This is a genomic window from Porphyrobacter sp. MBR-49, assembly GCF_053628655.1.
The window spans coordinates 1-13,119 of sequence record NZ_JBRJGU010000004.1 but is presented as its reverse complement, the minus strand read 5'-3'; the positions used below and the strand labels follow the sequence as shown (position 1 = coordinate 13,119).

The window sequence follows — 13,119 nt, the reverse complement described above, 5'->3', positions numbered from 1 at the left end:
CCGCTTCTCTATGAGGAGGGATTCAGACCATGCAGCGGCACGGGGCAAGCGATTTTTGAGCAAACAGGCGTTTGGGGTCAGAAGCGTTAGGGGGCTTTATTCGGGCAGGAAGCCGAGTTCATAGACCATCGGGCGCAGCTTGGCGGTCAGCGCGGCGTAGGCGGATTTGAACGGATCGAAATCGGTGAGTTCGATATCGCCGTAAGCTTCGAGCGCGCGGCGCACCTGATACCATCCGGCATCGGCGCGGTTCAGCTTGTATTCTTCCCTGATCTTGTTGGGGAAGCGGGTGGCGTGGAAGCGGGCGAACAGCTTGCGCCCTTCATCCATCACGGCCTGCGCCTCTGGTGAGAACGCCATCCCCTGCATGTAACGCACGAGAAAATCACTCTCGAAGCGCGCCTTGGCCCCGACTTGGCTTTCCGTGAAGGGGATGAAGTGGTTGGTGAGGCTCCAGTCGCGATCATTCCAGCGCAAGCCGTCTGCCCCTGCGGTGAGGTTGCTGCCGTTGAACAGCATCCAGACGAGGCAATCGGACTTGAATTCATCCGAGAGCGGCTGCGAGGGTTGCAGGAACTGGTCGCGGTCGTTGAGCCATGTGGGCTTGATCAGGCGACGGACGGAAAAGACGATGGCGGCTTGCCAGAGGTTTTCGGGGGTGACGTAATAGCCATTGCCAGCACTATAAACGGACGAGAATAATGCTGTTAGCGTCCCTGCATTTTGAATATCATTGCTGTTGGATAGCATGTGAGCAATGGCACCATCGTGCCAGCTCGATACTTTCGCATATCCATTCTGGGGCACGATGGCATTTTTTAATGGTATTGCTTGCGTCTTTGCAGGGAGCCTAGGAAGCCACTGACTAAGCATCCGGCTGTTTGGTGCATCTATGAATTTTTTCTCGCCGACAATTTTTCCGAACCGATCAACCGCAATAGTGTTGACCTCTTCAGCCGGTTCACGTTGAGCTAGGTTCCACATGAGAAACCCGATAGGAAAGTGGCCATTTAGGCCATCAAACGCCTTGCTGTGCACGACAAACCCATCGAGATAGGCCGCCTGCCAACGCTCTCGAAAAGCTGAAAAATTTGGTGCATTGATGTATTTGAGTGTGCTAAACATCGCAAGTTTTGCAGTGGGTAGTTCGAGCATGATGCGATGCAGGAATTGCACGAAAAGTTCGCGAGCAGCGTATCCAAGATCGTTCATTCCATGACTAATTCTCGTGGCTGCAATACCCGTTTTTCCAGCATTTCCCTGTGAGTTCGCGGCCTCGCCATAAGGCGGATTTATCAGCACCAGAATCGGCTTCGCGCCCTTCTTGCCCTCACGCGCATCGGCAATCGCCTGACGCAGCGCCTGTGGCAGCTTATCCGAAAGGCTGTAATCAATCTCGCCGAAATCGGTCACATCATCATTGAGATAATCATATTGAAAAATCTCGGCCCCGGCGAAGGCCGGGTTGCTGCGCATGATCGTCACGTCCTCGGCATCGAGCGTGGACATGAAGACATTGCGCAGGTTGGAATGCTTGGCCTCCAGATTGCCGACGCCTGCGCACATATCCCAGACAATATATTTCTGCTGCCAGTCCGCGCCGAGAGTAGCATTAAGCTGGTCATAGGCTTTATCGACGATGTGCAGCGGGGTGTAGAACGCGCCCTTGAACTTCTGATCGTCCATCGGCAGCAGGCTGTCGCGCCGTTCGAGCAGGTAGTGCCGGTGTTTCTGTTCCGGCGGGCGGTGGTAGATGTTCCAGAAATTGCGATAGCCGCGCTCGCTGGCGAGTTCGTATTGATCGCCCCCGATGATGAACACCGGCTTGTCACCGCTGAACAGCAGGCGCGCGGGCAGGTTGCGCATCGCTTCGTTGCGCCCGTCATGCATGATGTCGGCAAAGAACAGCACGGCGTAATCCGCCTCGCGCTTTACGCCCAATTCGACGCCCACCATCGCCACCCACTTGTCGAACACCTGCCGCAGGTTGTTCGGCGTGATCGGGGTGCGGATGATCCGCCCTTCGCGCACCGCATCGCGGGCGGCCTTGATGAACTCGGCCTCGTATCCGTCAATCTGATAGAGGATGAAATGGGTTTCGATGGTGGGAGCAATCTGCGCTGCCAGCGCCTTGTCCGCCGCCGAGCCGGATTTGGGCCAGACAATCGCCTTGTCATCCAGCAGCGGCAGGGCGTGATCGGTCGCCATCAGCGCGGCTTTTTCGCGGTCGATCACGCACAGGAAGCCGGGGATCGCCTCGCCGCGTTTGCGCGCGGCGCGGACGTAGGTGAGCAGCTGCGCGAACATCAGCAGCGGCGCAGTTGGCGATTCCTTCGCCTCGAACCAGATCTCCGGGGTCTGGATATCGACCAGCCCCTTGAACACGCCTTTCAGCCCAAGCGCCTTGATATAGGCGTCCTTGACGTCTTCCTCGGTGCGGGCGCGGGCGAGCGTTTCGGATAGCGTCATCGGGCAATTGTCTTGGCGGATGTGATCATATGATCCCCTTTGCCGCACCATTCCAACAATCCCAACGCTCTGCCAAGCCACAATCGGTCTTGAGCCACAGCCCTTCAAGCACCGCGAGATAGCTCGCCAGCCCGATTGAAAACGCCGGGAAGAAGAAGTGAAAGCTGATCGTGAAAGCGAACTGGATTCGCGCGAGCAGCAGGGCGTCGAGGTTTTCGAACATGGTCAGGAACTACTCCCGTCGGAGCTGCAATCAATTGCGATCACTGCACCTGATATACGGTTTTGCGGCAGAAGGTTGCACCGCCGGACGGGGGGTGTCCGGCGGTGCAGGTTGTGGCGGGGCCGCCTACGCGACGTCCACCAACCTCAGGTAAGGCTTGATGGTTTCGAAGCCCTGCGGGAACATTTCGTTCGCCTTGGCATCGGGGATTGACGGCGGGATGATGACCTTGTCGCCCGGACGCCAATCGGCGGGGGTGGCGATGGTCATGCGGTCGGCCAGCTGCAAGCTGTCGATCACGCGCAGAATCTCATCGAAATTGCGTCCCACGCTCATCGGATAGGTCATGGTCAGGCGGATTTTCTTCTTCGGATCGATGATGAACACCGAACGCACCGCCGCCGTCTCGCTCTGATCGGGGTGGATCATGTCATAAAGCTTGGCGATTTCCAGATCAGCGTCAGCCACGATCGGGAATGTCAGTGTGACGCCCTGCGTTTCGTCGACATCCTTGACCCAGGTGAGGTGTTCTTCAACCGTGTCGGTCGACAGGCCGAGCGGTTTGGTGTTGCGCTTGTCAAATTCGGCGGCAAGGCGCGCGGTCATACCCATTTCGGTGGTGCAAACCGGGGTGAAATCGGCCGGATGGCTGAAAAAGAACACCCAGCTGTCGCCTGCCCAATCGTGCAGGCTGATTTCGCCGGTGGTGGTGGCGACGGTGAAGTCGGGGGCGGTATCGCCGATGTGAAGGCTCATTACGTATACTCCTTTGCGTTGATGCAACCGCTTTAGCAGGAGATGCGATTCGCGTTTAACTCAATTACTCATTTTATGAAATCGATTTTTTAATTCAGTGCTAATGAGTGGTGCCTGCGCGAGATTCTGGCAAGTTCCACAGATTTCGACGTATTTCGCATACAGATTTTTGATATTGGAGTGTTCGTCAGATCATCCCGCGCGCGTCCAATGGATCGTCAGACCCCGGCTCCTCACCAGTATCGAGCGCCAGTTCAGCAAAGGCGCTGTCCTGCGACAGAAACACCCGGCCCGACAGATCATCAAGAAAGTGCGCGCGCCCCAGCCGATCCATCACCGGGCCTTTCACTTCCGACAGGTGCAGTTTCACACCCCCGTCGGCCAGCCGGTGGTTGATCGCCTCAAGGCTTTCCAGACCCGAGGCATCGATGGCGTTGACCGCGCTGCACATCAGCACCACGTGCCGCAGCGGCGGGCGATCCGCGACCTGTTCCAGCACATATTCCTCCAGCCAGCGGGCATTGAGATAGGTCAGGCTTTCATCGATGCGGATCGACAGCAGATGCGGCAGGGTCAGCACCTTGTGGCGTTCGACATTGCGGAAATGCTCGGTGCCCGGCACCCGTCCGACGATCGCCGCGTGGGGACGACTGGCGCGCCACAGATACAGCAGCAGGCCCACCGCCACCCCGGCGATCACCCCCAACTCCACCCCGGCAAGCAGAGTGATGGCGATGGTCGCGGCATGGGCGGCGAAATCGGCCTTGGAATAGGCCCAAAGCAGCCGGGGTGTCTTGAAATCGACAAGGCTCAGCACCGCCACGATGATGGTTGCTGCGAGCGTCGCGTTTGGCAGGTGGAACAATAGCGGAGTGAGAAACAGGCTGGCGAGCGCAATGCCCACCGCCGTGAAGGCGCCCGCAGCCGGGGTCTGCGCACCCGCATCAAAATTCACCACCGACCGTGCAAAGCCGCCTGTAACCGGATAGCCGCCCGACAGCGCCGAAGCGATGTTCGATGCACCAAGGCCAATCAATTCCTGATCGGGCGCAATCCGCTGACGCCGCTTGGCCGCGAGCGTCTGCGCGACCGAGACACTTTCGACGAACCCGATCACCGAAATCAGCAGCGCGGGCACCCACAAAGCCTGAATCAGTGCAAATTCGGTCGAAGGCAGGGTAAACGGTGGCAGGCCTTGCGGGATAGCGCCCACCACGGATACGCCGCTCGCCTCCAGCCCAAATCCGATCACGGCAAGGATCGTCACCGCCACCGCCGCCACCGGCCCGGCCTTGGCCGTCATATCGGCAGCGCGCGCAGGCATGCCAAAGCGTTGCAGCGCAGGCTTCAACCCCTTGCGCACCCAGAACAGGAACAGCGTCGCCGGAACACCGATGGCGAGGGTGGCAAGGTTGGTGCTGCCTAGCGCACCTGCCAGCCCGGATAGCATCTCCGGCCAAGTCTCACCCCCGGCCTTCACACCCAGAATGTGTTTCAACTGGCTGGTGGCAATCAGGATGCCAGAGGCCGAAATGAACCCGCTGATCACCGGATGCGACAGCAGGTTGGCCAGGAACCCAAGCCGCAGCAGGCCCAGCACTGCCAGCATCACCCCTGACAGCGCGGCGAGCGTGACCGCCGCCTCCCAATATTCAGTCGTTCCCGGCGTAGCGATCGCGCCCACCGCGCTCGCCGTCATCAACGAAACCACCGCCACCGGGCCAACTGCCAACGTTCGGCTGGTGCCGAACACGGCATAGGCAAACAGCGGCAGGATCGAGGCATAAAGGCCGACCACCGGCGGCAATCCCGCCAGCATCGCATAGGCAAGGCTTTGCGGGATCAGCATGATGGTGACGATCACCGCCGCCATCAGATCACTGGTCAGGACGCCCCGATCATAGCTGCGCGCCCACGTCAGGATCGGGAAATAGCGTTGCAACATGGCGGGCCTATTGCGCGATCAGACCGCCGGGGCCAGCCAGCCATTCGCGCCCCTTGAGCATCCCGTTCCAGTAAATCCACGGCAGCAGATCGGCCTTGAGCATCCATGACAGGCGCGTGGGCTTTGTCCCGTCGACCAGCCATGTGGGAAAGCTGGGTGCCAGTTTTCCGCCATAGCCGAATTCAGCAAGCACAATCTTGCCGCGCTCCACCGTCAAGGGACACGAACCATAACCGTCATACCCCGCCGTCGGCCCCTTGCAATCGAGCTGCCGCAGCGCGTTGACCGCCACCACCGGTGCCTGCTTGCGCGCAGCAGCGGCGGTTTTGGCATTGGGCATCGACCCTGCATCCCCAAGGCCAAACACATTGGGGTAACGCACGTGCTGCAAGGTATGCTGATCAACATCGGTAAACCCGCTTGCCGCCGCCAAGGGGCTGTCGGCAAGAAATTGCGGCGCGACCTGTGGGGGCACGACATGTAGCATATCGAAATCGACCGTCACCTCGCCGTCTGCCGCAGCGAAAGTCGCCTGCTGCGCGGGGCCATCGACCGCGACGAGGTTATTGCCCAGTTCAAGATTGATGCCGTATTTCCCGACATATTCCATCAGCGCCGGAACATAATCGGCCACCCCGAACAGCACACCGCCCGCATTGCGGAACTCGACCGCGATGTCGCCCAGCACGCCGGTCCGCCGCCAATGATCGCAGGCGAGATACATCACCTTTTGCGGCGCGCCCGCGCATTTGATCGGCATGGGCGGCTGACTGAAAATCGCACGGCCCGCCTTCAACCCCTGCACCAGTTCCCAAGTATAAGGCGAAAGATCGCCGCGGTAATTGGACGTGACACCGTTCTGGCCGAGCGTCTGTTCAAGCCCTGCGATCTTCTCCCACGCAAGGCGAATGCCGGGGGCGACGATCAGCACGTCGTAGGTCAAGGTGCTGCCGTCAGCGAGCGTCACCTGATTATCGTCTGGCTGGAAACTGGCCGCAGCCTGCTTGATCCAGACCGCACCCTTTGGGATTACGCTTTTCATCGGACGTATCGTTGAGGCGAGATCGAAAACCCCGCCGCCAACCATCGTCCAACCGGGCTGGTAGGCATGGGTGTCAGTCGGCTCGACAATCGCGATGTCGAGCCCCGGCCTACGCCTCAGCATCGAAGCCGCAGCGGCAATCCCTGCCGCGCCGCCGCCGATGACAACGACCGTGTGTGATGAATTATTCATGGTGATCCCCTGCGTGGTGCGGCGTTATCCGCCAGTTTCCATCCGTTCGGCGATTGCCGTCAGATCATAGCCGGCGGCCTGCGCGCGGGCGATGCGTTCTTCGGTGGAAAGGCCGCCAATATTGGCGAGCGCATCGAGCGTGATTGAACGCGTGCCAGTGCGGCAATAGGCGAGCACTTTGCCCGGCGTGCCGCGCCGGATTGCAGCAAAGGCGGCGACGGCGGCGGATGGGAACAGGCCGCCTGCAACCGGAATGTGGTGAAAGGCCAGCCCCGCGTCCTGCGCGGCGCGGCGCATATCATCCTGCGCGGGCTGCCCCGGCTCTTCGCCATCGGGGCGGTTGCAGATCACGGCGGAGAAGCCTTCGGCAGCCAGCGCCGCCAGTTCGTCAGGCTGCAGCTGCGGCGCGACCGCGAAGCTATCATCCACTTTACGAATTTCCATCATGCTTGTCCTTCGATCAAGCGCACCATCAACATCCCGGCGAGCATCGCAGCGACGAACACGGCTGCCGATACTGGTTCAATCGCCAGCGCGGCAAAGCCCGGCCCCGGACACAGTCCAGCGATCCCCCATCCGATCCCGAACAGAGCCGATCCGCCGACAAGGCGCAGCGTAATGTCGCTGCGGTCGGGTAGCGCGAAGCCTTCGGCGAACCAGGGGCGCAGCAGCTTGCCCTGCACCAGCCACGCCGCCGCCATCACCAGCACCGCGCCGCCCATCACAAAGGCAAGCGTCGGATCCCATGCGCCGAACAGATCAAGGAAACCGCGCACCCGCGCCGGGTCGGTCATCCCGCCCAGCGCCAACCCGGCGCCGAAAATCGTGCCCGACGCGAGCGGGATTAGAATGGCCCTGATCACAGCAGTACCTCGATTCCCAGCCCGTTCATGATAGCCACCGTGGCAATGCCCGTGGCGATAAAGGTCGCGGTTGCCACCAGTGACCGCTGCGACAGGCGGCTCATCCCGCACACCCCGTGGCCGCTGGTGCAGCCACCGCCAAGACGGGTTCCGATACCGACGATCAACCCGGCAATGATCAGCGGCACCGGCCCGGCAAAGCTTGGTTCTGCCGCGCCAGTCATGCCCATCACAATCAGCGCGCCCAGCGGCAGGCCGATCAGGAATGCCCATGCGCCGCGCCGCGGCATCGATCCTGCGCCAATCCCGAAAGCCCGCGCAGCAATGCCGGAAACCCCGGCAATCCGCCCTGCCCCCAGCAGCATCAACGCCGCTGCGAGCCCGATCAACACCCCGCCTGCAAGCCCTGCGACCGGGGCGGCATCGGGGAAGCCCGGCAGGCTGATAGCCAGCAGGCTCATACCGCGTTGACCGGCAGTTTGAGGTAAGTGATGCCGTTGTCATCGGGCGGAGGCAGGTGTCCGGCGCGCATATTGACCTGCACCGAAGGCAGGATCAGCCGCGGCATATCGAGCGTCGCATCGCGTGCTTCGCGCATGGCGACAAATTCATCTTCGGTGATGCCGTCATGCGCATGGATATTGCCCTCACGCTCAGCGGCGACGGTGGTTTCCCAGACATATTCGCTACGACCCTTGGGCAGATAATCGTGGCACATGAACAGCCGGGTTTCAGGTGGCAGCGCCAGAATGCGCCGCAGCGAACGGAACAGAGCGCGCGCATCGCCGCCGGGGAAATCGGCACGCGCGGTGCCATAATCGGGCATGAACATCGTATCACCGACGAACACCGCCTCACCGACCACATAAGCCAGACATGCCGGCGTATGGCCGGGAACGTGCATCACTGTTACCGGCAAGTTGCCGATCGTGAATGTGTCGCCATCTTTGAACAAGGCATCGAACTGCGAACCGTCGCGTTCAAATTCGGTTCCGGCGTTGAACAGCTTGCCGAACACCTGCTGCACCGTGGTGATGTGTTCACCAATCACGATCTTCCCGCCAAGCTTCTGCTGGAGATAGGGCGCGGCAGAAAGGTGATCGGCATGGGCATGGGTTTCGAGCAGCCAAGTCACTTTGAGATTATGCGAAGTGACGTAATCGATCACAGCATCGGCAGACGTCGTGGCGGTGCGCCCAGAGCTGGAATCAAAATCCAGCACCGAATCGACAATCGCCGCTTCACCCGTCGCGGGATCGTGAACCACGTAAGTGACGGTAAATGTCGCGGCGTCGAAGAAGCCGGCGATTCCAGGACGCAGCGCGCTGTCACCTCTTGCGCGAAGCACCTGTTCTGTCGCCATCTGCAGCGCCGAATCGTTGCTGGGCATATCCATTCTCCAATTCAATTTCATAAATTATGTATATGACTTGCAATGGCCGTGTCAAGTGCTATACGGACGCCATGAATGATCACACCCACACTCCTCCGCCCTGCGCTGGCCTGCGGATTGGTGACGTCGCCCCGGATTTCGAGGCACGCAGCACCATCGGCCCGGTCCGGTTGTCGAACTTTCGCAAACGCTGGCTGGTGCTGTTTTCGCATCCGGCGGACTTCACCCCCGTCTGCACCACCGAATTCGTTGTACTCGCCAGCGAAGCGGCTGCCTTTGAAAAGCGCGACTGTGCATTGATGGCACTATCGGTCGACAGCCTGTTTTCGCATTTCGCATGGCTGCGCATGATCCGCGACCGCTTTGGCATCGAAGTGCGGTTCCCGATTGTCGAAGATCCCACTCTGGTGATCGGGCGGGCGTTCGGCATGGTGTCGGCGCAGGACAATGACAGCGCGACCGTGCGCACCACCTTCTTCATTGATCCGCGTGGTGTGATCCGGGCGATGACCTGTTACCCGGCCAACCTTGGCCGTTCGGTGCCCGAAATGCTGCGCATCCTTGATGGACTTCAGGCCATCGATGCGAACGCGGCATTGGCGCCGGCCAACTGGCAGCCAGGCGAACCGCTGCTCAGCCCGCCGACCAATGACCTGGATGAGGTGTTCGCGGCCGAAGATCCGACCAGTTGGTTCCTGCGCAATTCCGGGGAACAGCGTTGATGGCCGAAGATGATCTCATCGAGGCGCTCAAAGCCCTTGCCCACCCGCTGCGCTGGCGCATTCTTGCGACGATCGCGGCGGGCGAACGCAATGTCGGCGAGATCGAACACGCGACCGGGATCGGTCAACCGGGCCTGTCTCAACAACTCGGCGTGCTGCGCAAGGCAGGGCTGGTCAATACCCGCAAGGATGCAAAGCTGGTGTTCTATTCTCTGGCAGAAAGCGCGCTGGCGGGCGTGACTGCTGCGATGGGCGCGCTCGCATCGACCGAAAGCCGTCCCGCGCCAGAACCCGAAGCGCAGCACACCCCCGCCCCCGGCGTCGCCAATTTCGCCCGGTTGTCCAAAATCACATAGGGTCAGGCCCTATCAGCTCCGATGGCCTCAGGTGCTTCGCTGATTTTCTGGGATTTTCAAGGACTGTGCGGTCTCATTAAGCCTGCACCTCTCTCCGCACTGAGGTCAAAATTTGCAAACGCTATGTTTGCACAAGCTTACGCCTATCTACCCCCAAGTTTTGCACACCTTGCGCCTATAAAAAATGCCGGAGAGCCAAACGGCCCTCCGGCTCAACGGCGCGATAATAAGTCGATCAGTTGCTTGATGTGAGAAAAACGGCTTCGGCTGACTGCCGACAAAAGCCTGCGGGGCTTAGGAGCGGCACGCCCGCCTTCAAGGCATCGTTGTAGGCTCGCTGCGTGCTCACGCCTCGGCGGAGGGCAAGTTCCATCGAGCTAATGTGACGGCGTGCCATTTCCAGAACGGTTTTGACCGAGAGCAATTTGGCCCTACCACCCTTCTCTGACTGGGTGTCCGTGAACAGTTGTGTGCCCTCTTTCGGTCCAAGGTTCAGGATCTCATATGCATCGCCTTTGGATATCTGCGTTTCCGACATGCTTGCCGGACGTTCGAGATCCGGGATTTGAGCCACGTCTTCACGCCTGATGAAGATTCGCCGAACCAATGGTGCATCTCCCGCCTCGAGGCGAAATGGGATGCTGCCGTCTGAGAGCTTGCTGAACATATGGCCCCACGGCTTCAAGCTTGCACCGACAATCTTGATAGCGATCGACAGCGACACTTCCGTAGCCAAAGGGTCGTTCGCTTGAGCCTGCTCGAGATCCTGCAGAAAGCGCTCGGCCGAAGCCCTGTCGACCTGGCGAATGCCGTATCTCGCCAAGAAAAACGGGTGATCGAGAGGAGCAAGGTGCCCCCAATCGGCAAGCTGTTCTGCGCCGTGCCGCGATATCCCGAACTGTGAGGCTACCCGATCAACGCCCATTCTGGTTGCTATGCCTTCTGCAATCTCTTCGACTTCGCGTCGGCAAAACATAGGCTGCAATCGCCCCTGTTTGTCGATGACAGGCATGATGCGAAGGATGCCATCACGTCGCAGTTGCGCCACCTCCGCAGTCCCCAAACTTAGCAGCCGTGCTGTGGGTTTGATTGCGAGTGCTCTCTGGCTAGCGCCTTCAGCATTTTTTCCATCTCCCTCCATCTTTTCACGTAGATCGCGAGCAAGATCGGCAACCTCAGAAGATGCTTCATCCAACCTTTTTCCAGTCAGAAACCGGACCGTTTCACCCTCGTTACCATCGAGATGAATCGCTTCGCGATCAGCGATGCGCTCACTGGCAAAGGCCTCGAAGCTATCTGGCCATCCCGCCATGAGTTCCCAGGCTGCATCCAGTGCTTGTGCGAGTTTGAAAGCATCCGCTCGGTGCAGCCTCGCCCACAAGTTCTTCAGGTCTGGATCGACCACCGGCAGAAGGCGGTTCAGCAGGTCAAATGCGACTTGCCCCTCTTTGGCCGCGATCCCGGGCGGAAGCGTCGCCAAGAGCTTTGGGCGCTGCTTCAGATCAAACAGCTGTGCAATTGTCCGGAGCTTCGTGACAAGTTCGGGGGCGATCTGCGGCGTTCGGACTTGCTTCAAGTCGCCCATGCAATGATCACAGACGTCGATCCCGCGAGTGTGCCTCCAGCCGAGTGGTCTGCCGTTACACTCCGGATTATCGCACGCAGAGATAAGCACGTCTCCCGTCTCAAGACAGCAGGGAAATAGTCGCAGATCCCATAGCGCACGGTGATAAGGTGCAATCTGAAGCGCTCTTGGAGAAACTCTTCTGATCCTTTTCTCGAGCAAGGCGGTCGATACCGACAGGCCACCAAATCGATGGACGCGGGAGCTCCCTGCCCCGTCCTGAATGATAGGCAGGGAGCGTCCGAGCAGTTCTTCCGCATCGACCACCATCTCGGCGGCTAGCTCCCGGATATGCGCTTCATCTGCGCATGAGGCCATCTGCCGATGGCCCCATTCGACGCCAGCAACTCTTGTGATGTCGAGCATTCGTTCTAGCGACGTTTCATCCGCCCACCTTGCTACTGCACCATTGAAAGACTCGTCCGGATAGAAAACGAAGCCACCATGTTGATCTGGCTGCGCAGTCATCGGTCGGACTCGTAGTCATCGTCAGCATCAGCGACTTCACTGTTGCGAGTTCCAGCACCATGACCTTTCGGTGACCGGCTATCGCGGATGGCGAAGGGGTTGTAGCTGATCCGACCGCTCGGGATGGACCAGTCCCCAACGGCATCGGACAGATCTTGCCTGGTGATTACCTCATGACCGTCACGGGTGATGGCGATGACAGCTGTCTCAATGATACGGCTGAATTGGCCGATGGATCCCCGCGAAGCCTCGAGCAGGAGTTGAGCCGTTTTGACCTCAGCAAAACCGGCCTTTATGCGAATGATACCTGCATCGACCAAAGCTTGGTCAAATCCATCTGCGAAGGCCCTGAATTCCGCGTGGTCCGTTTCCCACCTCAGCGGATTTATCCGGACGGGTGCGTCTAGGCGGTTTTTGAGGTCAGGACACGATTTGAACACCTGCTCTGAGGAATGCTTCCCGACGAACGCCAAGGCGCAATCGCCACTGTCGGCGATATCGAGCAGCTTGCCGGCGATGACAGGGCTGATGGTTGGCCGGCGCCCGGCTCTTTGAAACTCATCCAGAATGAGCAAACAAATCCCTCGATCGCGTATCGCTTGGCGTGCCCTGTTCCAACGCTTCTCCGGCGTAAGGTTGTCAGGCCGTCGCTCTCCCATCGCCCTCAGGATGTCAGTAGCAAGGGATCCGACGGTGCCGTCAGGATCAACCTTGGTGTAGATCACAGGGCAAGTTTTTCCAACGGACAGATATCTTTGGGTCACCTCCTGAACATGACCGGTGACTGCCGAGGTTTTCCCCATGAAGCTCTCGCCCAGAGCCGCAACAATAGGTTGAGGACAGCCAGCGGCGCGTAGATCATTGGCACCGCACCAGGCTTCGTTGAGGGCGTCCTTCAAATCCTGCTGTGGCGGGAAAGGCAGGTTGATGGATCGGACTGCCACGCGTCGCTTCGCGATCAATACGTGCTCTGGACTTGTAACGGTTTTGCGCCGGTCACCGATCTCACTATGCCACCCTGGCTTCGAATGCGAGCGGGCTGATGCCGCCCAGATACGAATGGCGG

12 protein-coding genes and 1 pseudogene are annotated in these 13,119 nt (G+C 59.7%); 2 read left to right on the top strand and 11 right to left on the bottom strand.

Annotated elements, in window-relative coordinates; all coding sequences use genetic code 11:
• Positions 1 to 96: 96 nt before the first annotated feature.
• The 9 genes and pseudogenes from ACSSV3_RS06300 to ACSSV3_RS06260 all read right to left on the bottom strand — a co-directional run bounded on the left by ACSSV3_RS06300 (position 97) and on the right by ACSSV3_RS06260 (position 8,880).
• Positions 97 to 2,469, bottom strand: coding sequence for a hypothetical protein (locus ACSSV3_RS06300; protein WP_354323054.1), 2,373 nt, complete (start codon positions 2,467 to 2,469; stop codon positions 97 to 99).
• A gap of 85 nt (positions 2,470 to 2,554) precedes the next feature.
• Positions 2,555 to 2,692 (bottom strand): annotated as a pseudogene (locus tag ACSSV3_RS06295) (cytochrome ubiquinol oxidase subunit I); the annotation flags it as partial.
• Positions 2,693 to 2,818: 126 nt separating this feature from the next.
• The gene (locus tag ACSSV3_RS06290) at positions 2,819 to 3,448 is read right to left on the bottom strand and encodes a peroxiredoxin (protein ID WP_354323052.1); all 630 of its coding nucleotides are present in this window, start codon (positions 3,446 to 3,448) and stop codon (positions 2,819 to 2,821) included.
• Between the two features lie 187 nt (positions 3,449 to 3,635).
• Entirely contained in the window at positions 3,636 to 5,393 is a 1,758-nt protein-coding gene (locus ACSSV3_RS06285) for a SulP family inorganic anion transporter (protein ID WP_354323051.1), read from the bottom strand.
• A 7-nt stretch (positions 5,394 to 5,400) separates the two neighbouring features.
• Entirely contained in the window at positions 5,401 to 6,627 is a 1,227-nt protein-coding gene (locus tag ACSSV3_RS06280) for an NAD(P)/FAD-dependent oxidoreductase (RefSeq protein WP_354323049.1), read from the bottom strand.
• Positions 6,628 to 6,651: 24 nt separating this feature from the next.
• On the bottom strand, positions 6,652 to 7,074 hold the full coding sequence (locus ACSSV3_RS06275) for a TIGR01244 family sulfur transferase (RefSeq protein ID WP_354323048.1): 423 nt from the start codon (positions 7,072 to 7,074) through the stop codon (positions 6,652 to 6,654).
• Positions 7,071 to 7,490 carry a DUF6691 family protein gene (locus ACSSV3_RS06270; RefSeq protein ID WP_454184769.1) on the bottom strand — a complete coding sequence of 140 codons (420 nt, stop codon included), beginning with the start codon at positions 7,488 to 7,490 and terminating at the stop codon, positions 7,071 to 7,073. The genes ACSSV3_RS06275 and ACSSV3_RS06270 overlap by 4 nt, the downstream gene beginning before the upstream one ends.
• Positions 7,487 to 7,951 (bottom strand): YeeE/YedE family protein, encoded by a 465-nt coding sequence (locus ACSSV3_RS06265; RefSeq protein WP_354323046.1) that lies wholly within the window; start codon positions 7,949 to 7,951, stop codon positions 7,487 to 7,489. The genes ACSSV3_RS06270 and ACSSV3_RS06265 overlap by 4 nt, the downstream gene beginning before the upstream one ends.
• Positions 7,948 to 8,880: an MBL fold metallo-hydrolase gene (locus ACSSV3_RS06260; protein ID WP_354323045.1), complete on the bottom strand. Its 933-nt coding sequence runs from the start codon at positions 8,878 to 8,880 to the stop codon at positions 7,948 to 7,950. The genes ACSSV3_RS06265 and ACSSV3_RS06260 overlap by 4 nt, the downstream gene beginning before the upstream one ends.
• 74 nt (positions 8,881 to 8,954) lie before the next feature.
• On the opposite strand from ACSSV3_RS06260, the gene ACSSV3_RS06255 reads away from it, so the two are divergent.
• Both ACSSV3_RS06255 and ACSSV3_RS06250 read left to right on the top strand, forming a co-directional pair.
• The gene (locus ACSSV3_RS06255; protein ID WP_354323043.1) at positions 8,955 to 9,605 is read left to right on the top strand and encodes a peroxiredoxin; all 651 of its coding nucleotides are present in this window, start codon (positions 8,955 to 8,957) and stop codon (positions 9,603 to 9,605) included.
• On the top strand, positions 9,605 to 9,961 hold the full coding sequence (locus ACSSV3_RS06250; RefSeq protein WP_354323042.1) for an ArsR/SmtB family transcription factor: 357 nt from the start codon (positions 9,605 to 9,607) through the stop codon (positions 9,959 to 9,961). The genes ACSSV3_RS06255 and ACSSV3_RS06250 overlap by 1 nt, the downstream gene beginning before the upstream one ends.
• Positions 9,962 to 10,196: 235 nt before the next feature.
• Here ACSSV3_RS06250 and ACSSV3_RS06245 read toward each other — a convergent pair whose 3' ends face one another.
• On the bottom strand, positions 10,197 to 12,053 hold the full coding sequence (locus tag ACSSV3_RS06245; RefSeq protein ID WP_354323040.1) for a hypothetical protein: 1,857 nt from the start codon (positions 12,051 to 12,053) through the stop codon (positions 10,197 to 10,199).
• Positions 12,050 to 13,119: ATP-binding protein (locus tag ACSSV3_RS06240; RefSeq protein ID WP_354323039.1), on the bottom strand; the 1,070-nt coding region annotated here is incomplete at its 5' end. The genes ACSSV3_RS06240 and ACSSV3_RS06245, both read right to left, overlap by 4 nt.

Excerpts from the sequence above, each read along its gene's own strand:
- ACSSV3_RS06250 (WP_354323042.1), top strand. The coding sequence starts at position 9,605 with ATGGCCGAAGATGATCTCATCGAGGCGCTCAAAGCCCTTGCCCACCCG.
- ACSSV3_RS06285 (WP_354323051.1), bottom strand. The coding sequence starts at position 5,393 with ATGTTGCAACGCTATTTCCCGATCCTGACGTGGGCGCGCAGCTATGAT.
- ACSSV3_RS06245 (WP_354323040.1), bottom strand. The coding sequence starts at position 12,053 with ATGACTGCGCAGCCAGATCAACATGGTGGCTTCGTTTTCTATCCGGAC.
- ACSSV3_RS06300 (WP_354323054.1), bottom strand. The coding sequence starts at position 2,469 with ATGACGCTATCCGAAACGCTCGCCCGCGCCCGCACCGAGGAAGACGTC.
- ACSSV3_RS06280 (WP_354323049.1), bottom strand. The coding sequence starts at position 6,627 with ATGAATAATTCATCACACACGGTCGTTGTCATCGGCGGCGGCGCGGCA.
- ACSSV3_RS06290 (WP_354323052.1), bottom strand. The coding sequence starts at position 3,448 with ATGAGCCTTCACATCGGCGATACCGCCCCCGACTTCACCGTCGCCACC.
- ACSSV3_RS06275 (WP_354323048.1), bottom strand. The coding sequence starts at position 7,074 with ATGATGGAAATTCGTAAAGTGGATGATAGCTTCGCGGTCGCGCCGCAG.
- ACSSV3_RS06265 (WP_354323046.1), bottom strand. The coding sequence starts at position 7,951 with ATGAGCCTGCTGGCTATCAGCCTGCCGGGCTTCCCCGATGCCGCCCCG.
- ACSSV3_RS06260 (WP_354323045.1), bottom strand. The coding sequence starts at position 8,880 with ATGCCCAGCAACGATTCGGCGCTGCAGATGGCGACAGAACAGGTGCTT.
- ACSSV3_RS06255 (WP_354323043.1), top strand. The coding sequence starts at position 8,955 with ATGAATGATCACACCCACACTCCTCCGCCCTGCGCTGGCCTGCGGATT.